Source organism: Streptomyces sp. NPDC043876, assembly GCF_056435825.1.
Genome location: NZ_JBWKDV010000012.1, coordinates 15523 through 38348, shown reverse-complemented (window position 1 = coordinate 38348; position 22826 = coordinate 15523). Strand labels below are relative to the sequence as shown.

The following is a 22826-nucleotide window of genomic DNA, read 5'->3' as shown; positions in this document are numbered from 1 at the left end:
GAGACGGGGCCGAATCAGCGTGGTGGAGGCCCAGAACCCGCCCGTACGGCAGGGGAAGACCTGCACTTTCCCGGACTGGCGGAAGGGTGCAGGACGGGCGAGAGAAAGGCGCAGGGCCGCCGGCTCTCCTTTGCTCACCCGTGACGGTAGGGGACGGCCGGGGGCTGTGCCGTGCGCCGCGCCAGGTCGGGGCGCAAGGGCCCGCCCGAACGGGTGATCCAACGTGCGACAAGTCGTGATCACAGGGCACGACGAGCTACAGTGACGTACAAACGTTCGATTCACTTTGGGGTGGTTTGAAACGAAAATGGCTGAGGGGGACAAGTGACGGGACACAGCACATGCCGGCCTTTACCCACTTGCACGTCGCATCGGGATACTCACTCAGATACGGCGCCGCTCATCCCGCCGAACTTGTCCGCCAAGCCGCTGACCTGGACATGGGCAGCCTTGCGCTCACCGACCGGGACAACACCCTCGGGCTGGTCCGCTTCGCCAAGGCCTCCGCCAAGGCCGGAATTCGCCCGATCTTCGGCGTCGACCTGGCCATCGCTCCGTACGCCCCGCAGGCTGCCGCCTCCCGCCGCCGCACCCCGGCCCGCGGCGGAGCGCACGTCGAAGAACCCCCGATCCGCGTCGTCCTCCTCGCACAGAACCGCTCCGGATGGGCACGCCTGTGCCGCCTGGTCTCCGCCGCCCACGCCAACGCCGACGGCGGACCCCCGCTCCTCGACTGGCCCACACTGCGCGAGCAAGCCGGAGCCGGCCTGACCGTGCTCCTGGGCGCAGTATCCGAACCAGGGCGCGCCCTGTCCGCAGGCCGTCCCGACACCGCCGAGCGACTCCTCGCCCCCTGGCGCGACCTCGGCGCCGACCTGCGCCTCGAAGCCGTCTGGCACGACCGCCCAGGCACCGGCCCCGGCTCGCTGCGCCTGGCCGCACGCACCCTCGAGCTGGGCGACCGCCTCCGAGTGCCGACAGTTCTGACCACAGCCGCCCGCTACGCCCACCCCGGCCAGTCACCTCTCGCCGACGTCCTGGACGCCGCCCGCCTGCTTCGACCGATTCCGCCGGCCGACCGCGGCATCCAAGACCCGGGGACCCGCTGGATCGCCGACCCTGCCCGGATGGCCACGGCCGCCGAACGCATCGCGCAATGCGCCGGCGGCGACCGCCGACGCGCCGAGCAGCTCCTGGCCGACACCACCGCCGCAGGAGAGGAGTGCCGCCTCGACCCAGTGGCTGACCTGGGCCTCGGACGGCCGCACCTGCCCGAGGCGCACCTGGTGGGCGCCAAGGACACCGCGGACGCCGCCCGCCTCCTGCGCGAGCACTGCGAGAGCGGACTCGCCTGGCGCGGCCTGGACCGCCGCCCCGCAGCGCGCCAGCGGATGGACGAGGAACTCGACGTCATCACCCGGCTCGGCTACGCCTCGTACTTCCTCACTGTTGCCCAGGTCGTCAAGGACACCCGGGCCCTCGGCATCCGCGTCAACGCACGCGGCTCGGGCGCCGGCTCGATGGTCAATCACCTGCTCGGCATCGCCCACGCCGAACCGATCACCCACGGTCTCGTCTTCGAGCGCTTTCTGTCCCTGCGCCGGACCGACCTCCCCGACATCGACCTCGACGTCGAATCGGACCGCCGCCTCGAGGTCTACGACGCGATCATCAGCCGGTACGGCACCGACAGGGCCGCCCTCACCGCGATGCCCGAGACCTACCGCGCCAGACACGCCCTCCGCGACACCGGCATGGCCCTTGGGATCGCGCCAGAGGTGATCGACAAGGTGGCGAAGGCCTTCCCACATATCCGTGCCTGCGATATCACGACGGCCCTCGCCGAGCTGCCCGAGCTGCGCCCGCTGGCCGCCGAAGCAGCAGACGGCCGCTACGGCGACCTGTTCAACCTCGCGCAGGGCCTCGACGGGCTGGCGCGCGGAGTGGCCATGCACCCGTGCGGAGTCGTCATCTCGGACGCCACCCTGCTGCAGCGGCTCCCCGTCCAGTCGACCCCTGGCGGCTACTTGATGTTGCACGCGGACAAAATTGACGTGGAGGACCTCGGACTGATCAAGCTGGACGTCCTCGGCGTGCGAATGCAGTCCGCCATGGCCCACGCCGTCGCCGAGATCGCCCGCACCACCGGCCGGCCCATCGACCTGGACGATCACAAGCAAGTTCCCCCTGACGACTTCTTCGCGTTCAAGCTCATCCAGGAATCCGACACCCTGGGCTGCTTCCAACTCGAAAGCCCAGGCCAGCTCGACCTGCTCGCACGCCTACAGCCCCGGAACATCCTCGACGTGGTCGCCGACATCTCCCTCTTCCGGCCTGGCCCGGTGGCCGCCGATATGCCTCGCCTCTATGTCGAAGCCCGGCACGGCAACCCGCCACCCTGCCCGCACCCCGACCTGGCCCCGATCCTCGCCGACACCTCCAACGTCCTGATCTGGCACGAGCAGATCATCCGCATCGTGGCCACCCTCACCAACTGCGACCTGGCCCTCGCCGAACTCGCACGCCGAGCCCTCGGCGACAAGGAACGCCTGCCACAGGTACGCGACTGGTTCATGACGACCGCCCGCGCCCGCGGCTACGACCAGACCGTCCTCGAAACGGTCTGGGAGAGCCTGGCCGCGTTCGGCGCCTACGGATTCTGCAGGGCCCACGCGACCGCGTTCGCGGTGCCGGCCCTGCAATCCGCCTGGCTCAAGGCCCACCACCCGGCAGCCTTCTACGCGGGGCTGTTCACACACGACCCCGGTATGTGGGCACTGAGAATCTTGGTACAGGACGCCAAGAAGCACGGCGTGGAGGTCCTGCCCGTGGACATCAACACGTCCGCCGCCGACCACCGGGTCGAGCCCGCTGACGACGGCCACTTCAACGTCCGACTCGCGCTCTCCGGCGTTCGCGGCATCACGAGCCAAGAGATCACCCGGATCACTGCCGGGCAGCCCTACTCCAGCATCCAGGACTTCTGGCAGCGGGCCCGCCCGTCCCTGCCGCTCGCCGAACGACTGGTCAGCATCGGAGGCGCCGACTCCCTGCGAGGCGCCGCCAGCCGGCGCGACCTTCTGCTCCAGATCACCGAGCTGCACCGGCACGCCCGCCAGCGCTCGCTGGCCGACGGCCAGCTCCCACTCGACGACGGACACGTCCTGACCGCAGACCCGACAGGTCTGCCCGAGATGACCTCCCGCGAGGCCTTGGCCGCCGAACTGGAGATCCTCGGCGTAGACCTCACCCGCCACCTCTTGGACCACCACCATCAGCTCCTGCGCGAACTCGGCGCCACCAGCGCCCGGCGCCTGCAGGCCCTCCCCACCGGCCAGCAGATCCTCGTCGCCGGGGTTCGAAGTGCCACCCAAACTCCCCCGATCCGATCCGGCCGCCGAGTCATCTTCACCTCCCTCGACGACGGATCCGGCCTGGTCGACGTAGCCTTCTTCGACTCCAGCCACGAGGCATGCGCCCACACCGTGTTCCACTCCAACCTCCTGCTGGTCCGCGGCCGCGTCCAGCGCCGCGGCCGACGCGCCACCGTCGTCGCCGAAATGGCGTGGAACCTCGACGAACTCGCCGCTGTACGGCGCGACGACGGCCCCGAGGCACTCCAGCAGCTCCTGGGCTCCGCAGCCCCCCGAACAACGACAGCCCCGTCCACCCGCCGGATCCAGATGGAGACTGGCGCGCACCTCCACCCCTGGGCAGACCTCCAGCCGGCCGGCACTCAAACCGCCGACTTCAAGATCCCAGCCCACTCCAGCCCCGGAAGCGCGGGGTGACCGCCGTGAGTACCCCGTACGTCCTGCGTATCCACTACGACCTGCACCCCGGCGCCCACGACCTCTACACGAACCTGCTCACCCAGCTCGAGGACTTCACTCCACGCGTCCAGCCAGTCGAACCGGCCTCCGCGGACTGTGAGATCGGAGGCGCACAGACGTACTTCCGCCGAAGCCACCGCGAGATCGCCCAGCTCATCCAGCTCAGGGCACTCGCCCACTACGGCGTCCGCACCGCCATCGGCGGAGGCCGCTCCCCGATGATCGCCGCCATGGCCGCAGACGCCACCGCCCTCGGCGCCGTCACCTGCATCGACCCAGACCCGCAGGCCACCGAGCGATGGCTGCGGCCACGGCCCCTGATCACCCTCTACGGGGCCGGCCCCGCCACCGTCCGGACGCTCAGCCGCTACGGACTGACCACCATCGGCCAACTCGCCGACACTCCGCTGGTCACCGTCCAGAAGATCCTCGGCGCCGCCGGCCGCCTCCTCCACGAGCGAAGTCACGGCATCGACCCCCGTACGGTCACCCGGCAAGAACCCGCCCGCTCCTCCTCCGCGGAGTACCGCTTCCCCCACGACGAACTCGACACTCACCAGCACCGGCGCGCCCTGCTGCAACTCTGCGAGCAGATCGGATTCCAACTGCGCGACACCCACCAGGCAGCACGGCGCCTGGCCCTGACCGTCCGCTACTCCGACCAGGCCACCACACAGCGCACGAGAACGCTCCCGGAGGCCACCAACCACTCCGCCGCCCTGACCCACACCGCGTACGACATGCTGGAGGCCCTCGGACTTCAACGAGCGCGCGTGACCGGAATTGGGCTTCGTGGCGAAGTGCTCACTCCTGCCGAGACCACGCACCACCAGCTCACCTTCGACCACTCCGACGACCGAGCCCGGAAGCTTGAAGCGGCGGCCGACCGCGCCCGCGCCCGGTACGGTCCGGACGCGGTCCGTCCCGCCACCCTCGCCGGACGAGCCAGGGTGGCCGAGGCGCCCCCGCGGGCTCGGCCCTGATGTAGGGGGCCAACCTACTTCAGCCATCGAGCCCGTATCTCAGCAGTAGATGAGCATTCGACGGTTTACTTGGGCAGATCAGCAAAGGCGGTGATCCAGAATCCTGGACGCGCCGGGCACCGTCAGCCTGGACCGCTTCTTCATTACGGTCTAGTAGTGCCCTACACTCCGGCGTGCAGATTCGGCAACAAACATCTGCGTGCCTCCCCGGAGTGCGCCTACGTCGGGGATTGTGAGTGCAATCTGACGGTGCTGCTGATGAATGGTCGGACGCTGAACCTGCCCAGCCTAGTCGGTAGAACTGCAGGTCGATGTGCCGCACCGGAGGGCTCGTCAGCGGCTGGCAGAGTAAGTAGTCGGTGGAGGCTTGGCACTCCGCACACAGAACGAAATGGCGGGCCACATGACCGAGACAGGGCCTAGCGGACAGATTGGCGCAGAGGCGCCGAAGCCGACTACGAGCGTCACCACAGCGCTGGACGTGCACTTCCCACCCGTCCCCAATGGAGTCGACTACCTTGTCAGCGTGGTAAGGCTGCTGCGCAGGAAGAAGGGGGAAGGCGACCCCAGCCCACACGACCTAAAGTACGCCGTCCTGCACCTTCAGGCGGCCTGCGAGGTACTTCTCAAAGCGCGCTTGCGGCAAGAGCACTGGACTCTGGTCATCAAAGACGCCAGCCAGACGAGTAAGCAGAAATACGACGACGGCGAGTTCGACAGCCCCACCAACGCGGAAACCATCCGAAGGCTCGTGCAGGTTGTAGGCGTCCAGATTGATAGGAGAGACAAGGAAGCCATCCTCGCCTTGGCCGGCATCCGCAACCAGCTTCAGCACTGGGGGCTGACAGAGACGGCGGCGGCCGTTGAGAGTCATGCTGCAGACGTGCTCGACTTCCTGATTCGCTTCCTAGACGAAGAGCTTCTGGACAGGATCGACGCCGACCAGCGAGCGGCCATTGCCGACAACATGCGCGAAGTCCGGTCTGGGTTGGGAAGCATCAATGGCTACGTCACGATTCGCATGGATCGCCTGCGCATTCAACTCAAGGACGTGGCACACCACACGGTGCAGTGCCCGGACTGTACCCAGTTCGCGCTTCACGTCGACGGCGCGGCCAACAAGTGCCTCTACTGTCCCCGCCCCTGGAAGGCCGACCAGTTGGCCGTGGCATACGCCACCAAGATCCTCTACCAGCCCAGGATCCGTCGGTACTACAAAGGCAGAGGGAAAATCCCCTGGAGCGTGGATCTGGGCGATCTGGAGACGGTACTGCGCGACGAGGCGCTCCGGCGGGGGCTGGGTTGGCCTGGAGAGACTGAACCCGCCGAGTGCCCCCACTGCCAGATCCGGGCGCTAGTCGGGGGCGTCGCCACTGCGCTTGCCCCGGACCAGCCGGTGAACATGTGCTTCCACTGCACCGAGACCTTCGAATGCCTGGAGTCCTGATCCCGGCCCAACCGGGCGTACGGCCTGGTGCTCGTATGGCTACAGCCAGAGGACAACTGCGGGCAACTGCCCAGGCCAACAATCTCCACCTCCAGCGTGGCAATCGCACTTGCCACGACGACGGACCGCTCCAGTGCGGGGCCGGCCGTGTTTCCGCAGGTGAGGTGTAGGCGTGACGCGACAGCCAGGATGGTTCCGTCGCTCTCCATCACATGTCCGTCTGCCCTAGCTGCAACGTCCGGTGGGAGTGCTCATGTACCTCGGAGTCCTACACCTGACAAGCGGCCGCCCGGAACCCATCACGAGGATCGAGCGACCGCCACTGCGGCTGGTTCATGACCGGGCGAAGAGCAGGGTGATGTGACGGGCTCCAGGAGCTTCCACTGGCTCTGACTCGATCAGGGTCACCCAGCCCGGACCCATCCCGGGGTGATGAATGCGGCGCCGTGAATTCCGGGGCACCCCGCCAACCTCCGTCGCCTTCCGAACCTCCGGATCGCGATCGGCGCGCGCGAGGAGTTCGCGGATCTCCGCATCACCGGGATGGGCTGCGCGAGCGGCACGTAGGCGAGCAGTGGCGTCAGGAACCCAAGAGTGCGCCCAGTCCATCAAGGTGTGCTCTCTGGCTTCCCGGTTGAACAGGATCCACTCAATAAGATTCGCCGGTGTGTCGCCCCCGTTGAAGAGCAGCCGGAATCCGGCATTCGTAGCAGAGATAGTGAAACGTCGATCAATGAGGCATGCCATGTCGGCCTGTCCCTCGACGGTTTCCGGCCAGCCCTCGGGAATGACCAGGCCGGCGTCCGGATCCAGGGCGCGCGGAGGCTCTGACCCCAGGATCAGTAGGTGCACCTGCCGGTACTCCTCCTGACTCATGCCCAGAACTTTCGCCAGCGCGTGCAGGTACTCCATGCTGGGGCGATAGGTCCCGGATTCCACCCTGCCGTAGAGGCCCACGCCGCGATTCATGGCCAGATCTACATCAGTTTGCGATATACCCTCCACCCGGGGGCCGGGTCGGCGCCCCCGGGTTGGCAAATTGAGATCCTGGCGGCAAACCGCGCGCCGTCGGTCACGAAGAATTGCCCTTGCGGCACTTACGGACACCAATCCACCCCCGGCATACACGGAATTTACGGGTGAGATATTACCGGAGTTACGCCTTCGTTGTTTGATGCTCGGCTGGCCGTCAAGATTTCCGATGTGTAGGTGATCGACAAAGGCCCCGAAGTTGGAAGGCGCCCGAATTATGAACAATTCGGATACGCCGGGAGAGTTCCTAATTGCGGCCCATGTTGACCCGACACCACCGCACCTCCCGAGCCCAGCCCCCCGGCGACTCGGGACGCCGGCGGGCAGGCGAACACACCAGCCCGCCCGCCGGCCTGCGGGGCGCCGCCCCCTCCCACCGGCGGCGCCCCACCCTCCCCGGACCGCAGCGCCCTTCCTGCTGGAGCCCCCCATGCCCGCCACACTCGCGTCCCCGCACGTCGTGAACGGCCCCCTCCGGCAGCACGACTCCACCCGCCGGAACATCAGAGCACTCGTCGCAGCGACGTTCCTCACCCGCGCCGCCGGCTTCACCTACCCCTTCCTGCCCTACCTCCTGGCGGATAAGGGCCAGGGCAGCCGCACGATCGGAATCACCCTCGCGGCGTTTGGGCTGGGATGGCTCGTCGGTTCTGTGCTGTGGGGATGGCTCGCCGACCGCATCGGACGGCGAGCCGCGCTCGTCACCGCCATGGCGCTGGGCACCCTGGTCTTCCCCCTCGTCGCCTGGACCGACCACCCAGGCGCTCTGCTCGCCGCCGTTCTCGCCGCGGGAATCCTCTACGACGCCCCCCGGCCCGTGTTCACGGCAGCCATCGCCGACCTGGCGCCCGACGGAGAAGAGCGGGCCGCTCTCAACGCGCGCCGCAACTACACCGTCAACGTCGCAGCAGCAGCCGCCGGCGCCGCCGGAGGTCTCCTCGCCGGCCCTGCGGGCATCGGAACCCTCATCACGCTCAACGCGGCCGCCTGCGCCCTGAGCGGCATCATCGCCTGGCACTTCATCGACATCCCCCACAAAGACAGGCAGGCCCGAGGATCCGGATCGCACCATGACGTCCTGCGCGACCACCGGCTGTGGCTGCTCGTCCTCACCAGCCTTGCCGCGCTCACCTGCTGCGCGAGCCTCTTCTCGGCCCTGCCCCTGATCATGGCCGACCGCGGCCTGACCGTGGCCGACTACGCCTGGACCCAGGCGGCCAACGCGGCCGCGGTACTGGCCACGTCTCCCCTCCTGAACCGCTGGCTCACCCGCAAAGGAGCCCGCTCTCGACCCATGACCGACCTTCTTGCGGCCGGGTCGTTGATGCTCGGCGTCAGCCTGGTGGCAGCCGCACTCGCCACCAACCTCACCGGCTACGCAATGGCGGCCGCGGCGGCAGTCCCGGGCGAGGTGGTCGTGTTCGCCGCTGCGGCCGACATCCTCAACCGGATCGCACCCGCCGAATCCCGAGGGGTCTACGCCGGAGTCTGGGGCACCACGCTGGCCGTAGCCGTCATCATCGCCCCCCTCGCCGCCAGCTGGGCACTCGAGACCGGCGGCCCCCTGCTTGTCGCGGCCACCATGGCGATTTCGGCGATGCTCGGAGCCATCCTCTGCCGCCCCCTCTCCGTAGCCGTCAGAGGCCGGTCGGAAGCAAGCTGAACAGGTGCACTGTCAGTGGTGGCAAGTACACTTATCAGTGCAAGCTCGGGTGTTGGGCACCCGGCAACTACGGCCCATGGAGGACAACTTGCTGCCCACGTCCAAGGAACTCGACCCTGACAACCCCTGCCAGGCCGCACACGTCGGGCACTCCCGCGTACGCAAGGCGGAGGCGATCGCGACCGAGCTCTACCGCACCGTGCTGGGCCAGAACCTGACGCCGGAGAGGATCGCGGCGATCACGCCCGACGACATGGCCCGGGCCGCCCGGAGCGTTGGGGTCAACGGCCCCAACAGCCAGGACAGCGTCGAAGGAATCCGGGCCGTCCTGACGGCGTTCGCCAGCATCTACCAGAGCGGCGTCCGGGAGTCGGTGCCGCCGTCGTCGCAGCCGAGCTCCGCGACCGCGGCGACGAGCAGCACACCAACGGCGGGCTCCGACACCATCGGAGTGAGGGTGTCCGACCCCTCCGGCGCAGTGATCTCCGTCTTCATCACACCTGCCAGCCGGGCTCGGTAGCCCGTAACCCGCCCGGCACCCGGACGGCCACGAACATGCGGAAGCCCCCGTCAGCGCTCGATAAGCGCTGACGGGGGCTTCCGCATGTTCAGGACAGGAAGGCGGCGATTCGCTCGGCGAACTCGGCCTCGGTCTCGATCCTGATCCCCGCTTCGGTGGCCTTGGCCACCTTGCCGCCTGATCGCTCACCCGCAACCAGGAGGGTTGTCTTCCCCGAGATCCCGCTGGAGGATTTCCCGCCCGCCTGCTCGATCAGTTCACGGACCTTGTCCCGGGTGTCGAACTTGGCGAGCGCGCCGACCATCTTGCCCGTGACCACGACCGTCTCGCCAGCGAGCGGCCCCGCTGCTCCGTCTCCGTCGGCCATGCCCGGCGCCTGAGGCTCGGTGAGGTTGACCCCCGCGGAGGCCAGCTTGTCGATCACCGGGCCCAGCGTCGCCACCTGTTCGACGATCGCGGTCGCCTTGGTGTCGCCGACCAGCTCCACCGCGGTCATGGCGGACACGTCCGCGGCCCGGATGGCCTGCATAGAGCCGAAGTGCCGTGCGATCCGGCGGGACATGCCCCGTCCGGTGCCGACGACCCCCAGCGCGCAGAACACCCTGGACAGGGGCTTGGCCTTGGCAGCCTCGATCTGCTCCAACAGCTTCACCGCCCGCTTCTCGCTGCCCGCAGCGGCAGCGAGCGCCGCGTGGTCCAGCGTGAAGAGGTCGGCGATGTCGCGGACCTTCCCGGCCTCGACGAGCGCGCGCACGTACTTCTCGCCCAGGCCGTCTATGTCGAGCTGGTCGCGCCCGGCGGCGTACAGGATCGCGGCGATGCGCCCGCAGGCGACAGGCTGGGAGCAACGCCACCGCTCCTGGGACTTGTCGATCGGGCCCTGGCAGCCCGGGCACACCGACGGGGGCTCGATCACGCGCTCCTCGCCGGTCCGCAGTTCCACCACCGGGTTCTCCACGCGCGGAATGACATCGCCCGCTCTGCGTACATTCACGATGTCGCCGATACGCAGGCCCCTGCGCTCGATGTCAGCGGGGTTGTGGAGCGTGGCGTGCTGCACGACTGCCCCGCCGATCTCCACTGGCTCCAGCACCGCCGTCGGCGCCAGAACTCCGGTCCGGCCCACCGCCCATGTCACGTCCAGCAGGCGGGTACGTCGCTCCTCAGCGGCCAACTTAACGGCGGTTGCCCAGTGTGGGTGGCGCGAACCGTTCCCGGCCACCGCCTGCTCGGCCAGGTCGTCTGCCTTGACGACCACCCCGTCGATTCCGAAAGGCAGTCCCGCGCGCAGCGCCGCGATGCGGTCCACCTGCTCCTGAACCTCGGCGATGGTCTTGACGACCGTCAGCCCGGCGGGCGTGTCCGCGGCCGTCTGGATGCCCATCTCGGACACCCACCCCATGACCTCCGAGTGTGTCGAGTCCGGGAGGGAGGTACCGCCGTCGAGTGCGACGGCGCCGAACGCCCAGAAAGTCATCTCCACGGTGTAGGCCCGGCCCTTGGCCCGCAAGGTGCCGGCCGCTCCGTTGCGCGCGTTGGAGAAGGGATCTGCTCCATGGGCGGTACGGATCTCGTTTGCACGCTCGAACTGCTCAGTGGTCAGCAAGACCTCGCCGCGCACTTCGAAGGAGACGCTGGTGGCGAGCTGGAGGGGGAGTCCGACGATCGTGCCGATCGCGTGGGACACGTCCTCACCGCTCGTTCCGTTGCCGCGGGTGACAAGCTGCACGAGCTGGCCGTTGCGGTACCGGGCCACCAGCGAGGCCCCGTCCAACTTCGCCTCGACCGCGTAGCCGCCCGCGACCGGAGCCCCCAGGCGCCGCACCAGGGAGGTGTCCCAGTCCCGCAGGTCCTGGGTGGTGAACGCGTTCGCAAGACTCAGCATCGGAGCCGTGTGCTCCACATCGCCCGCGGGCAGCGCCCCGCCGGCCACCTTGTCCACGGGGGACTGCGGTGAGACGTCTGCCGGGTGGGCGCCCTCGTAGGAGGCGATCGCGGCGACGAGCTGGTCGTACTGGAAGTCGTCGAGGGGGGAGCCGCCCGAACCGTAGTAGGCAAGGCAGGCATTCCGCGCCCTTTCCACCGCCCCGCTGTACTCGTCGAGACTGTTGAGCGCGGGCTGCGCGGAGGCAAGATCCAAGGTCATGGGCACATCCTGTATCGAGGGTCTGACAACGCAGGTCCTCCGGGCGATCGAGCCGGGAGGACCTGCGTCGTGAGGGGCGTGGCCTAGCGGCCGGATCGGAAAGTCCTGATGGGGATGCGTGGCCGTCCCTGTGTCCGCTGTGGGCAAAGGGGCTCCGCGCCCGACTCGTCCGAGCGAGATACGACTCGCCATATGCCTGAAATTCTAACACATGTCCACTTAACCATGCGTCATCGTTGCCAGTGAGGCCCGGTCTCCACGAACTCGCCGGCGACCAAATCCACCTCGAGATTTGAGTTGTGCACGGGGTGCGCGAAGCGGGAGAACTCGGCGAGGCGGGCTGCGGCCGGACTGCCGGACAGGTCCACCCTCGCCTCCCTCCCGTCGCCGTACTTGAAATACACGGAGGCCGCATCCCAGTACGTGCCGTCTGGCTCGTCCTCCGTCGTGCAGAACTCCACCGACAGCACGGGCGCCCTCGGCGCCCCTGCCCCGAGCGCGGGGAGCGCCGCCTCCGCACGCAACAGCGCGAGCAGGCTGGTGGTGACGCGCCGGTGTGACTCCAGCGCGCACTCCGAAACCAGGGCGCGGAGGCAGGTGTCGTTCAGGAGGCTGATGATGCGGCGCGCCAGGCGGCGTCCGGTTCGGGCAGGAAGCCTGGCGGGCCGCGCGGTAGTGGTCGTGTCGAGCAGGGGTACCTCCACGTGTGCGATGAGGGAGTGGGCTGCCGGCTACGCGCGTCAGTGCGGCAGGGTGATCCGCATGGGCTCGCAGTACACGGGCTTCTCGAATCGGGTGAGCGCCTCCAGGGCCTCCCGTACCGCCGAGTCTCGCTGGAACTTCTCGTGCGCGGTCCGCCGTCCGCCGTTGTAGATGAAGACCTCTGCGGTCGCCCATCCTCCGTCGCTCTCCGAGCGGAAGGCCACGGCGGTGGGCGCCTCGACGCCCTGCTCCTTGAAGAACGCGGTCAGTGCCCGGCGTAGGGCGCTCCACTTCCTCGCGGGCACCCTGTACGGGCTGGGGGTCAGGTCACCCATCGGCTGGCCGCTACGGTCGTAGCCGCAGCGGGTGCAGTGCGAGCGCTCCTTGGCGTTCTCGATCGCGCAGGCATCGTTTCGGCATGGCCAGGCCAGTCCGCTCTCATGGAGGACGGCGGCGAGGACTTCGCGGGCGTTGGTGAACTGGACACGGTCCGCAGCGGCGAGGAGGGCGTCAAGGATCTCAGGCAAGTGCAGCTCCATAGGTCAGGTGGCAGGGTGCAGGACTTGCGGGATGTGCCGCCGACGGGGAGAGACCCCTCGCCCCGTACGTGATCAAGTATACGCAAAAATAAGTCTAAGGTACACTCATCCGTGCGACTGTCTGGTGTTTCGCGAGGTCTCTTCGAAGGCTCTCGCGCAGCCGCCCCGATGGGCAGTCGGTGCGCGGACCGTTCGCCCCATCCGACTAGATCGGACACAGGGTCACCCCATCGGCCGCAGCGAAACCCATCCCCGGGGCGCGCTGCTGCCATGGCAGGCGGCGGGTGCCCATTCTGGGGCTATGCCCGCCGATGTCATGCGCCCGCCGGTACCAGTCGCCCTCTCCGCGCCGACCCGTACGCTGCCCACCGCGGCGGGATTTGCTTTCGAACCTAAGTTCGATGGCCATCGGTTGGTTATGTTCCGCCTCCACGAGGGTGTGGTCCTGCAGACCCGCAGCGGCCGAATCGTCACCCGCGCCTTTCCTGACCTCGTTGCCGCGGCGGCCGCCCTGCCTCCGGGATGTGTCCTGGACGGCGAGGTACTCGTCTGGACGGGCCAGCGCACCGACTTTGGCGCCGTGACCGCACGAGCCGGGTCCAGTCCCGCCCGCGCCGCTCGCCTTGCCGAACAACTTCCGGCCTCGTACGCCGCGTTCGACATCCTGGCGCTCGACACGGACCTCCGATCGAGACCGTTTCGCGAGCGCAGGGCTGCCCTGGAACAAGTGCTGGCCGGCCTGGGGCCACCCATTCAGCCGGTGCCCATGACTACCGAGCGGCAAACCGCGCTGCTCTGGTACGAAACTCTCCCGGACGCGATCGGCACCGAGGGGTTGGTCATCAAGCCTCTCAACTCGCTCTATCCGCGACGAGAACAGCGTGTCTGGCAGAAAATGAGGCACACCCACACCCGCGAGGCCGAGGTCATCGGGGTTGTCGGCAGCTTGGTCCGTCCGGCGGCTCTCGTCCTACGTTCAGGCCGCCGAGCCCCCGTCGTCTCGGGGGCATTGACGGCCGCAGTGCGCCTAGAACTCCTCAAGGCCCTTGCCTCGCGACCTGAAAGCGGCAGTACTGAATTTCGGCAGCAGGGGGAGACAAGGTACCTGCCCGTAGCACCTGGTCTCGTGGTCGAAGTCGAGGAGGGGACAACCCGGCACGCCGTTGTTCCGAGGATCGTCCGTGTGCGCTCAGAGCTATGAGTCGACGGGGAGCCAGGGAGCGCCCCGGGCCATCCGGGCATAGGCCGGTCCGGCCCATGACGGCCTTGATCCGGCCAGCGCGCCGAGACGCGCCTGAACGGATATCTGACTAGCTGAACTACCGCCGCCTGCGCGAGGCTGGCTGGGTCCGCAGGAGACGACCGGACCACCGTCCGAGCCGGACACCCTGCAGTCCGGCCCGCAGGGACATCGCCGGCCGATGCGAGACCGCCTCCTGGCTCGCCAGGCGCAGGACCGCCTCTACCTCGGCGGGCGAGCGGGTGGGAAGCCTGTGACCTCCACCCGCGACGAGGTGCAGGCGCGCACCGGGGATCTCCTGCACCAGCCGAAGTGCGTGGAGGGGCCCTGTGAGCGGGTCGAGCTCACCCACCAGGATGTGGACGGGAACCCGAGCGAGAACCCCTACCTGGCCGACCACGTCGTGCTCCATCAACGCGTGGAACCACGCGGCCGCAACCTCGATCGCTGGCTGCGTGTACGGGCGGGGTCGGACGACGTTCCGAACGACCTGGGCAGGGCCTGGTACACGCAGACAGGCCGCAGCCATCGTCCGGCGCGTACGGGCCACCATGCGCCGCCGCAGGGGATGATCAGCCCCGGACAGGTCCAGCCCGCCGAGGGTGGCCGAGGCCAACAGCACTCCTGTAACGGGTGCCCCAATCAGGTGGGGATGCCTGGCTGCGAGCCCAAGCACGCTCATGGCCCCCATCGAGTGCCCGGCCAGCAGAACCGGAACGCCCGGAGGAACACCAGCGGACACGATCGCGGCCAGGTCGTCTGCCAGCACGCCGATCTGAGCGGTCAGCGAACCCGACGTCGACGCCCCATGTCCCCGCTGATCGAACCGGATGACCCGGATGCGAACCCCTGGGAGGTGAAGCCGACGAGCGTGCCGGTCCCAGACCGAGGCCGCCGCTTGCCACCCGTGGGCGAGCACGACCACAAGGTCGGGATCGGCCGCTCCGGTTACGTGCAGGGCGAGCCGCGCTCCGTCCGGCCGGTCCAGGAACGAAGTGGGCGCCGATGCGCTGGAAGCAGTCACGCCGGCCTCCATCCTGTGATGGTGGCGGTGACCGTGTTTCCCTGCTGGTCGTGGAACCTCGCACCCAGACTCCGCAGGATGCTCAGCATCCGTGCGTTGCCCGTGCCCGTCAACGCGGTGATGTTGCGACAGTCAAGGCGGCTTCGTCCCTCCTCGATCGCCATCACAGTCAGTGCAGTGCCCAGGCCAAGGCCCTGCCAGGAGTCGTCGACCATCAGCCCCAGGTCGTACTCGCCTTCATGCTCGGTACGCAGAAGCTGCACCACCCCCAGGACGTCATCGGCGGCCGCAGACGGAGCTGTTACCCAAGTCCGGCCCCGCTTGGCGTCGACCTGCCGGCGCCACTCGATCTCACGCAGCTCACGCCGCGGACTGAAGTACCTGGCCGTTCGACTTGCAAGTGCCGAGCGGTGGTGCAGGCGGTTCACGGCGGGCAGATCGGCGAGCACGGCGGTGCGGACCACAGCGACGACGCTGCCGTGGTCCGGGTGCCGGAGCGGCACGACGATGGTGGTCTCGGGTGGTGTGGGGGGAGGGGCGACGTGCAGGTTCACGGGTGTGTCCCTTCGAGGTCGGCGTGGTCAGCGTCGCGCCGTTGAACCCTTGCACCACATGCCTGTGGACGAGGGAGAGTGTTCGCCCGATGTCAGGCAAGTGACCAGCGAGGTCAGGAGTCGTTGTCAGAGGCACATGGCAGCATTCGGAGGCAGCAGTTCCGTCCATGACCACCCAGGAGTACGACATGAACCGCAGTGAGCTGGTGGCCGCCCTTTCTGAGCGCGCCGAGGTGACCCGCAAGGACGCCGACGCCGTTCTGGCCGCGCTCGCCGAGACCGTCGGCGAGGTCGTCGCCAAGGGCGACGAGAAGGTCACCATTCCCGGGTTCCTGGCATTCGAGCGCACCCACCGTGCCGCTCGCACCGCGCGAAACCCGCAGACCGGAGCGCCGATTGAGATCCCGGAAGGCTTCAGCGTGAAGGTCTCCGCCGGTTCCAAGCTCAAGGAAGCCGCCAAGGGCGCCTAGCCCAGCAAAGGGACTGCCTTAACCCGCAGCTGTCGAAGACATGACGGTGCCGTCACCGACGAGGTGACGGCACCGTCATGTTCACCCGGGAGCGCCCTACGTGCCCGAACATCGCAGCACTCTCCAGGAAGACTCATGGCCAGCAGCGAGCCAGCTCACGACGACCAGCCCGTCACTTACCACGTGACCTTGCGATTCCGGCCTGGGTCGGCCGGTGTCACCGGCACGTGGGCCGACGGCGCGGTTGCCGAGCGAAAATTCACCGGTTTCGTCGGTACCTATGGCAGCGTGGCCGGGATCCAGATCCAGCTGCTCGCCGAGTTTGCGGATGGCACTCGCTCCACGGTCGAGACATGGCCGAAGGAGCCCCCCGAAGCATCCAGCGGTCGCTCCGGAAAGTGAGCATGCCCCAGCCGGCCCCCGCCTGAGGTTGGCCGCGCGAAGCGCAACGCGGGGCCGGAGATACTCGGCGCCAGCACCGAGCTGGCTCGTGAATCCTGTGGACTAGTTGGTGAGGGCGTTGGTCAGGTGGGGCCCCACATATCCGACGATCACGCTCCCTGTTGATCCCCTCGTGTCATCGAGGAAGTGCACGCGCGGATACGCGCCGCCCCTGCCGAGTCGAAGATGCGCCACCATGGTGGCGACACCCCCCGCGTCCACCGAAGGCGGGACCGGCAACATCCGCTCGTGTCCCCAGGACCGCATCGTCGAGCTGGACTCGGTCATGGAGATCTGCGTGACAGGGAAGATCGCCGAGCCAGGCGGTGCAGCCTGGCAGTGCTGGTAGAAGTTCCCCTGGAAGCCCCCCTGAGCGGCCTGGGCATAGCTGCTCAGCGCACGGAAGCCCATCCAGGCCTTCGCCGCCCACGAAGGCGCCCGGCGGTCGCTGTCCAGGGCCAACGCCAGCCCGCGCTGGGCAGTGACGAGCAGGCCAGGGAGACCTTCGAGCTGAGTCCAGAGCTCTTCGAACGATCGGGGAACGACCGGAGCGGCAGTCTCGACCACCGCGTCCTCGTATCTCCCCTGTCGAACCAACCGGGCCCGCAACTCGGCGGCTTCGGCCTGGGCGCGTTCAAGCTCGGCGAGAGTATGCAGGTGGTTCTCGACCTCGTCATCCCACCGGGTCGAGGCCTGATGGAGGGAATTCTCCATCGCGGCGACGCGGCGTTCCGCCAACCGTCGTGATGCCTCGGCGTCGCCGAGAGCGGTGTCGGCAACGTCAAGGAGTTCCCTGAGCTCGGTCACCTCCTGGTTCAGACGTTCCAAGTCCACAGCGGAGGCGGTTGCTACGGCCGCGACCTGAGGGCGTGATTCGCGACGCCGCCGGGTCTCGTCGGGGAACGCGAGGGCCAGCAGTTGCTCGGGCATGGGCTGCTCCGCCGCGATGCGGTGGACCGTACGCGGAATGCCCTTCCAGGCGTCGTCCCCCGGGTCCTGAAGGCGAGCTGCGGTGATGTACCTGTGCCTGGCGCCATCGACCGGCCACGCAGGATCGACCTCGGGCAGGAACGTCCTGACCGCTCCCGGAGCAATGCGATGGGCTTCGCCGATGGCCGACCGGAGGGCATCCACCGCAGGTGTCCCGTCCAGCAGGAACACGGACGCGGATCCGGCGGACTGGGTGAGCGCCTTCTCGACTCGTCGGCTCCAGAGTGAGTCAGGGCGCACCGGGCGGGCGGCCACGACCGCAGGGAGCCGGCGGTCCGGGTCGCACAGCACGGAGATGAGGGCGTCGACCCCCCGCGCCGGGACGAGCAGAGCGTTCGTTGTCAGCTGGGCGGGGCCGTCGGCCGGGCGGCGCAGCGCAGCGGTCAGTTCGGAGATGATCCGGGGGCGGCCAGCGCTCAGGGATGCCCCCGAGTTGGGGAACACCTCCAGGTTCACGGCGACAAAGGAGAGCTCGGCGCCAATCCGTGCGAGTACGGAAGTCCGCCAAGTGGCGGCCTTCCGGTCTTCGCGGAGTTCGATCCGCAGCGCCTCCTCGGCGCCCAAGCGATCGTGAAGGGTGTGCGATGAGAGAACGGTCGAGTTGTCGAGGTGGTGCGTACCCGAGGCGGAGGGTGCGTCGCCGAACTTTGCACGGAGCCAGTCGGCGGTGATGCGGCGCACGGTCTGCAGAGCGGCGTCGTCCTCGGTGCGGAATACGGCCCGATGGGCCACGGTGCTGTTCAGATCCACGTCAGGCCTCTCGGTTCGATGGTGCGGGTTCACGGCATGGGCCCGGCTCACTGCTGCGGAGCCGGGCCAGTTCAGTCGCTGGCTAGCGGATGCGGCCGGACACCGTGCGGGCACGGACGGCCAGGTGGTCGGCGCCGGTGATGTCGATGTCCCCCGAAACAGTGGTGGCGCTCATACGGCCGCTGGCCTCGGGCATTGCACGTGCGGTGACCTGGCCGGAGACGTTCCTCGCGCGGAAGGAGGAACCGTGCCAGGCGCCGATGCTCATCGCGCCGGACTTGGAGTCGATTTCAACTCGGCGGTCGACGCGATCGGCGTGGATGGCGCCGGAGATGGTGAACGCCCGGAGTTCAGCTACGTGGGTAGCGAAGATGGCCCCGGACTCGGTGCGGGCTTCGAGCACCTCGAGGACGCCCCCGGTGGCATGCAGCGAGGCGGACGTCGTAAACAGCTGGATGCTGGAGGACGCCGGCACGATGACATCCACGGTGATCGGGGAACCGGCCTCGGTGCTGGCGAAGTTGGTAGGAACACCGTTGTGGAACACGTAGTTGGAATTGCCGCTGCCTCCCACCGAGAAGACACTGCCGGTGACGTTCCCGTGGAAGTTGTAGACCGAGCCGCTCGAACTGAAGACGTTGGTCCGCGCCGGCTGCGGTACCGCGACCTGGACCAGACCGTTGACCTCGGTGATCGTCGTGTCTTGCACGGCCTCTACGTTCGCGCCGGTGGTGTCAGGCGTGCCAACCACGATCCGTGCCCGTGTCGCGCGAGGGTCGACCGTGACGTTCACCTGACCTGTGTGGCTGGTGACGAACACAGCTACGGGGCCGCTGGTCTGGGCGATGTAGGGCTCGTTGCGCACTGTTGCTCCTTCGGCAGACGCTACTGCGCCGTTGGGGGTATGGCCGCAACCTCCGGCCGACATCTATTAAGGTACAGCTATCGTCGATCGATGTCCACTCATCCATGCCAAACTAGCGGTGTCGCCGCTGCCCTGGCTCGGGTGTGTGCTCGAGGATTGGCTGTGCGCTGAGCGAACGTCGCCGCTTCGCCCTGTCGGGCGGGAGAACCGAAGTTGGCCCGGGAACCCGCTCCCAAGGCTTCGATCGGCGCTGAGCACGGCCCGGCCGTGGGAGCTTGCCGGAGGCGATCGGCAGGCGCCACTCCCGGGGAGACCTCGCCGAAGACGTATCCCGCGACCGTGGCCCACCTCCATGACCGTAGTCGCCGCGACCGACAGGGGGACCACCACACGAAACCGTTGTCCGGCCTGCTTGGGCAGAGAGGTAGCGGCCATGCCGAAGGCGGTCTACTTACGATCGTCCCGGTTGCCGCCGACGTGGTAGCGGCGACGGAGGTGGGCGGCGGGCGGGGTGTTGAGGTAGTCGCCCCAGTGGCAGGCGGAGGGATGGGGGCAGCTGGTGACGTGGGTGCTGCAGTCCTTGCAGAGCACGCCGCGGATGAGGTGGGTATGGCGGTTGTAGTCGAGATGCTGGGCGAGGCTGTCGCCGCAGGCATGGCACATGCGGCCGCCGACGGCTATGTATTCGGTTCGGTACTTGGCGCGCCAGCTACTTCGAGGTCCCGTGCTGTAGGGGTCCCAGTCGCCCTCGTGGACACTGATCTGACAACGGTGCGTGGGCTGGACGAGGTCGGGCCGCTGCTCTTCGGCCGTGATGGTGAAATCCCAGCCCGCCGAGGTCCACCCGGTGGTGCCGAGGAGGCCAGTGTTTTCGACGCGGTACCGCTCGCCGTCGGTCCACCACCCGAAGTCCTGGGAATGACGGACAACCGCTCCCGGGCCCAATGGGGTCGAGTGGAGGTCCAGGAAGGCACGGGCCGGGGCGGAGCAGATCAGGGTGCCGCCCATGCGCAGGTGCCATCGACCATCGGAGCCCAGGACCGCAACGCTGGGAAGGTGCCCGCGGCGCCTGCTCCGGCGTCGACAGGTAGGCCCCAGGTGCTCGAGTGCTCGCGCCAAGAGGTCGGAAAGGCGCTGTTCATCCAGGTGCGGGTGTCGGGCCATCAGGTCCAAACGCCGGTGGTCCGGGAGCGCGTAGAGGTGCGAAGAAGTCATGAGGCAACGCTGAGTGCGGAGCCCTGTGGATCAGGAAGACGCGGTAGGCCGGCGCTCTGCCCGAGATGGATGTTCTCGGGCTCTTCGGGACGTGCCAGCCGGCGGTGGCTACTGTCCGCGCCCAGGCAGGGCGAGGGCTTCGCGGTGCCAGGCGCGGGTATCGGTAGCTGGACATTGCGGCGGCGGAAGCGGCGGTGGTTGCGGCGCCGCTCGCCGTGACGGCCGGGGAACGGCCGGTCCTCGTCGGGCCACTGGGGAGTCAGGCGGCGGTCTGGATCCGGCGGGCCCGAGATGGCCTGGCTTTGCGCCGTCCTGCGGCCAGGCGCTGGAGGCGAGTGGCGCGCCATGCCCGGAGGCCGCGGATGCGGTGGAGAGCCACGTGGGCCAGGAGCAGGGGCGGGACGGCTGTCCACCGGACGCAGGCGCGGGGCCCCGCCCGCGCCGGGCGGGATGGTCAGGCGGTGCCGGTCTTCGCGAGCTCGGTGTCGACCTTGGCGAGGTGGGCGGCGAGGCGGGCGACGGTGCGCCGGGCGTCGGCGACGGCGTCGTCCAGGGCCTGGGTGAGCGTGTCGCGCATGCCGAAGGCGTCGCTGATGTCGGCGCCGTGGGTGACGCGGGCGAGCTCGGCGTTCTCGATGGTGACGGTGGCGGTGAGCACGACGTCGTCGGGGTTCGTGCCGTCGCTGTAGAAGTAGCTGGTGTCCTCGGTGGTGGCAGGGCGGACGTGGACGTCTACGAGCATGCCCTTGTGCCGGAAGAGCGCCTTCCCGTGGAGGTCGAGGCGAAAGCCGGGGTCGGATCCGGGGCTGGGGCGCAGCTGCTTCATGGGCCTCTCCTCGTCATGTCATGGGCGCGGATTGGCGCCGGTGTGTGGGTGTTGGGGGCCGCCGTCCCGCGCCGGGAGGGCGGCAGGATGGCGGCCGTTGAACGGGGGGCCCCGCTCGCATGCATAAGAATACCTGTAAACTGATCATGAGTCCACCCATCCATGCTAAATATCGCGGATGGCGTGTTCGGTGAAAGGCGGGGGAGAACGTGGAGGGCATGAGAACCAGCCCGGTGAGAGTGTGTGACTCGCACCCTGTTCTCCGAGGTCATGACACTGCTGGAGGGGTGTTGTGAGCTGTGGGCGCGCTATCGCGACCGCCACGCTCCCCTGCCCGTCAATGCCCGGGCCTCAGCGAACTCCGACAAGCGCCTACTTGTCTCGTCCTCGTGCCAGTAGACGCGTCGTGAGTTACGCGGTCGTACCCGGTCTTCGGACCCAAGGGGTTAACACCTCGACCGTGGGGCTCGCGGCCGGCCCCGAGACCTGCCTGGGACACACCTACGGGACGCGTCTCTCAAAGGCTAGTCTCTCAAGCGCGCTGGTTAACGGCCGCGCGCGTGGCCGCTCGTACGCATCCGGGAAGGGGGCGGATCCGCCCTGAAGGCGGCTCTGCCCCCTCCTCGTACATTTCGTCGGGCCGACCGGACTTCCACGACACGCGAAGTTCGGCGAGCGGGCCTGTCGGCGCGGTCACGAAGATCGGGTGAACCCGTGCTGGGACGCCCAGTCGGGATCGCGCCGGGGAACGACGACTGGCTGCTGCGCGTCGCGCCAGGAGCGGACGTTGTGGATGCTGCGCTGGGGGTGCCCGGCGTAGGTGGCACCGATTGCCGCCGCCAGGATGAGCTGGGCGGGCCACCACCAGGTGCGGGCGCGTTCTTGCCGCCCGGCCCAGGCGATGAGGCGGCGCCCCGGCCGCCAGCAGCGCAGCACGTATCCGGCAACAGCCCCAACGGTGAGAAGGAGAACGGTAATCACCACGCGAGTATCACCTGCAGACGGACAGCGGGGCGGATTAGGCCTGGCCACAGCATGTGAGAGGGCAGCCCCCCACCCTGTTTCACGAGGTGGCTGGCGGCTGCGACGCTGTTGCGCTCGAGGTCGATCCTCTGTCCGACGTGGAGAAGCTCCCTGCCGGGGGGACCCTGCCGGCGAGAATGGCGGGATCGGGCTGGCACAAGGCCAGCTCGACGGGTGGCCGAAGCCCCTGAACCGAACGATGAAAGGAGCAGTGGATGGACGAGACCGAGGGCGTCGCGAAGGCCCTTGCCGAGTATTACCCGGAGGCCGCGTTCGATGCCGGGGGCGCGGTGGTGACAGCTGGCTTCTTGGTCTCACCTGGTCTCCCCGGAACCGTACGGGTCGGCCACCGCTGCCCGTTCCCCAGCCTCGCGAACGGCCGGACCTTCGACGACGTGGCTGTCGAGGAGAGTCTTCAGACCGCCGTCTACGGACAGTTGCTGCGGGAACAGGGCTGGATGGTGGACGACCGGACTACCAACCGGCCCCGCCTCCTCGTCTCCATGCCCTCCACCACCGGCGCGCGCCCCAGGTAGCTGCTCACGCGCCGGGTCCGGCGGGCC

The 22826-nt window shown here is 68.4% G+C and carries 20 protein-coding genes; 9 read left to right on the top strand and 11 right to left on the bottom strand.

Annotated features, from left to right (window positions below; genetic code table 11):
• The first annotated feature begins 341 nt into the window (after positions 1-341).
• From AC0693_RS31260 to AC0693_RS31250, 3 genes are all read left to right on the top strand, one after another.
• Entirely contained in the window at positions 342-3791 is a 3450-nt protein-coding gene (locus AC0693_RS31260) for a DNA polymerase III subunit alpha (protein WP_478803560.1), read from the top strand.
• Positions 3792-3796: 5 nt separating this feature from the next.
• Positions 3797-4816 carry a DNA polymerase Y family protein gene (locus tag AC0693_RS31255; RefSeq protein WP_478803559.1) on the top strand — a complete coding sequence of 340 codons (1020 nt, stop codon included), beginning with the start codon at positions 3797-3799 and terminating at the stop codon, positions 4814-4816.
• A gap of 403 nt (positions 4817-5219) precedes the next feature.
• Positions 5220-6263 carry a hypothetical protein gene (locus tag AC0693_RS31250; RefSeq protein WP_478803558.1) on the top strand — a complete coding sequence of 348 codons (1044 nt, stop codon included), beginning with the start codon at positions 5220-5222 and terminating at the stop codon, positions 6261-6263.
• A 333-nt stretch (positions 6264-6596) separates the two neighbouring features.
• Here AC0693_RS31250 and AC0693_RS31245 read toward each other — a convergent pair whose 3' ends face one another.
• Complete coding sequence (locus AC0693_RS31245) at positions 6597-7175, bottom strand: MmyB family transcriptional regulator (RefSeq protein ID WP_478803557.1); 579 nt, start codon at positions 7173-7175, stop codon at positions 6597-6599.
• 550 nt (positions 7176-7725) lie between these two features.
• On the opposite strand from AC0693_RS31245, the gene AC0693_RS31240 reads away from it, so the two are divergent.
• Both AC0693_RS31240 and AC0693_RS31235 read left to right on the top strand, forming a co-directional pair.
• Positions 7726-8958: an MFS transporter gene (locus tag AC0693_RS31240; protein WP_478803556.1), complete on the top strand. Its 1233-nt coding sequence runs from the start codon at positions 7726-7728 to the stop codon at positions 8956-8958.
• A 76-nt stretch (positions 8959-9034) separates the two neighbouring features.
• Complete coding sequence (locus AC0693_RS31235; RefSeq protein WP_478803555.1) at positions 9035-9478, top strand: hypothetical protein; 444 nt, start codon at positions 9035-9037, stop codon at positions 9476-9478.
• A gap of 88 nt (positions 9479-9566) precedes the next feature.
• Here AC0693_RS31235 and ligA read toward each other — a convergent pair whose 3' ends face one another.
• The 3 genes from ligA to AC0693_RS31220 form a co-directional block, all read right to left on the bottom strand.
• On the bottom strand, positions 9567-11624 hold the full coding sequence (gene ligA, locus AC0693_RS31230; RefSeq protein WP_478803554.1) for an NAD-dependent DNA ligase LigA: 2058 nt from the start codon (positions 11622-11624) through the stop codon (positions 9567-9569).
• A 230-nt stretch (positions 11625-11854) separates the two neighbouring features.
• Positions 11855-12328 (bottom strand): hypothetical protein, encoded by a 474-nt coding sequence (locus AC0693_RS31225; protein WP_478803553.1) that lies wholly within the window; start codon positions 12326-12328, stop codon positions 11855-11857.
• Between the two features lie 36 nt (positions 12329-12364).
• Positions 12365-12853, bottom strand: coding sequence for a hypothetical protein (locus tag AC0693_RS31220; RefSeq protein WP_478803552.1), 489 nt, complete (start codon positions 12851-12853; stop codon positions 12365-12367).
• A gap of 313 nt (positions 12854-13166) precedes the next feature.
• Here AC0693_RS31220 and AC0693_RS31215 point away from each other — a divergent pair, with 313 nt between their 5' ends.
• Entirely contained in the window at positions 13167-14066 is a 900-nt protein-coding gene (locus AC0693_RS31215) for an ATP-dependent DNA ligase (protein ID WP_478803551.1), read from the top strand.
• A 118-nt stretch (positions 14067-14184) separates the two neighbouring features.
• Here AC0693_RS31215 and AC0693_RS31210 read toward each other — a convergent pair whose 3' ends face one another.
• Positions 14185-15129: an alpha/beta fold hydrolase gene (locus AC0693_RS31210; RefSeq protein ID WP_478803550.1), complete on the bottom strand. Its 945-nt coding sequence runs from the start codon at positions 15127-15129 to the stop codon at positions 14185-14187.
• On the bottom strand, positions 15126-15683 hold the full coding sequence (locus AC0693_RS31205) for an N-acetyltransferase family protein (RefSeq protein WP_478803549.1): 558 nt from the start codon (positions 15681-15683) through the stop codon (positions 15126-15128). The genes AC0693_RS31210 and AC0693_RS31205 overlap by 4 nt, the downstream gene beginning before the upstream one ends.
• Before the next feature lie 188 nt (positions 15684-15871).
• Between AC0693_RS31205 and AC0693_RS31200 the strand changes: the two genes are divergently transcribed.
• Together AC0693_RS31200 and AC0693_RS31195 are read left to right on the top strand one after the other, a co-directional pair.
• The gene (locus AC0693_RS31200) at positions 15872-16153 is read left to right on the top strand and encodes an HU family DNA-binding protein (RefSeq protein ID WP_478803752.1); all 282 of its coding nucleotides are present in this window, start codon (positions 15872-15874) and stop codon (positions 16151-16153) included.
• A gap of 135 nt (positions 16154-16288) precedes the next feature.
• Positions 16289-16555, top strand: coding sequence for a hypothetical protein (locus tag AC0693_RS31195; RefSeq protein ID WP_478803548.1), 267 nt, complete (start codon positions 16289-16291; stop codon positions 16553-16555).
• A 102-nt stretch (positions 16556-16657) separates the two neighbouring features.
• Here AC0693_RS31195 and AC0693_RS31190 read toward each other — a convergent pair whose 3' ends face one another.
• The 5 genes from AC0693_RS31190 to AC0693_RS31170 all read right to left on the bottom strand — a co-directional run bounded on the left by AC0693_RS31190 (position 16658) and on the right by AC0693_RS31170 (position 22221).
• Complete coding sequence (locus AC0693_RS31190; protein WP_478803547.1) at positions 16658-18334, bottom strand: serine/threonine-protein kinase; 1677 nt, start codon at positions 18332-18334, stop codon at positions 16658-16660.
• 82 nt (positions 18335-18416) lie between these two features.
• Positions 18417-19199, bottom strand: coding sequence for a DUF4097 family beta strand repeat-containing protein (locus tag AC0693_RS31185; RefSeq protein ID WP_478803546.1), 783 nt, complete (start codon positions 19197-19199; stop codon positions 18417-18419).
• A 447-nt stretch (positions 19200-19646) separates the two neighbouring features.
• On the bottom strand, positions 19647-20207 hold the full coding sequence (locus AC0693_RS31180) for a hypothetical protein (protein ID WP_478803545.1): 561 nt from the start codon (positions 20205-20207) through the stop codon (positions 19647-19649).
• 661 nt (positions 20208-20868) lie between these two features.
• Positions 20869-21240 (bottom strand): hypothetical protein, encoded by a 372-nt coding sequence (locus AC0693_RS31175; RefSeq protein WP_478803544.1) that lies wholly within the window; start codon positions 21238-21240, stop codon positions 20869-20871.
• Between the two features lie 693 nt (positions 21241-21933).
• A complete protein-coding gene (locus AC0693_RS31170) occupies positions 21934-22221 on the bottom strand; it encodes a hypothetical protein (protein ID WP_478803543.1) in 288 nt (95 codons plus the stop codon).
• A 257-nt stretch (positions 22222-22478) separates the two neighbouring features.
• Between AC0693_RS31170 and AC0693_RS31165 the strand changes: the two genes are divergently transcribed.
• Complete coding sequence (locus AC0693_RS31165) at positions 22479-22799, top strand: hypothetical protein (protein WP_478803542.1); 321 nt, start codon at positions 22479-22481, stop codon at positions 22797-22799.
• The last annotated feature ends 27 nt before the right edge of the window (positions 22800-22826 follow it).

Excerpts from the sequence above, each read along its gene's own strand:
- AC0693_RS31260 (WP_478803560.1), top strand. The coding sequence starts at position 342 with ATGCCGGCCTTTACCCACTTGCACGTCGCATCGGGATACTCACTCAGA.
- AC0693_RS31250 (WP_478803558.1), top strand. The coding sequence starts at position 5,220 with ATGACCGAGACAGGGCCTAGCGGACAGATTGGCGCAGAGGCGCCGAAG.
- AC0693_RS31245 (WP_478803557.1), bottom strand. The coding sequence starts at position 7,175 with ATGGAGTACCTGCACGCGCTGGCGAAAGTTCTGGGCATGAGTCAGGAG.
- AC0693_RS31240 (WP_478803556.1), top strand. The coding sequence starts at position 7,726 with ATGCCCGCCACACTCGCGTCCCCGCACGTCGTGAACGGCCCCCTCCGG.
- AC0693_RS31235 (WP_478803555.1), top strand. The coding sequence starts at position 9,035 with ATGGAGGACAACTTGCTGCCCACGTCCAAGGAACTCGACCCTGACAAC.
- ligA (WP_478803554.1), bottom strand. The coding sequence starts at position 11,624 with ATGACCTTGGATCTTGCCTCCGCGCAGCCCGCGCTCAACAGTCTCGAC.
- AC0693_RS31215 (WP_478803551.1), top strand. The coding sequence starts at position 13,167 with ATGCCCGCCGATGTCATGCGCCCGCCGGTACCAGTCGCCCTCTCCGCG.
- AC0693_RS31200 (WP_478803752.1), top strand. The coding sequence starts at position 15,872 with ATGAACCGCAGTGAGCTGGTGGCCGCCCTTTCTGAGCGCGCCGAGGTG.
- AC0693_RS31195 (WP_478803548.1), top strand. The coding sequence starts at position 16,289 with ATGGCCAGCAGCGAGCCAGCTCACGACGACCAGCCCGTCACTTACCAC.
- AC0693_RS31180 (WP_478803545.1), bottom strand. The coding sequence starts at position 20,207 with ATGGGCGGCACCCTGATCTGCTCCGCCCCGGCCCGTGCCTTCCTGGAC.
- AC0693_RS31175 (WP_478803544.1), bottom strand. The coding sequence starts at position 21,240 with ATGAAGCAGCTGCGCCCCAGCCCCGGATCCGACCCCGGCTTTCGCCTC.
- AC0693_RS31165 (WP_478803542.1), top strand. The coding sequence starts at position 22,479 with ATGGACGAGACCGAGGGCGTCGCGAAGGCCCTTGCCGAGTATTACCCG.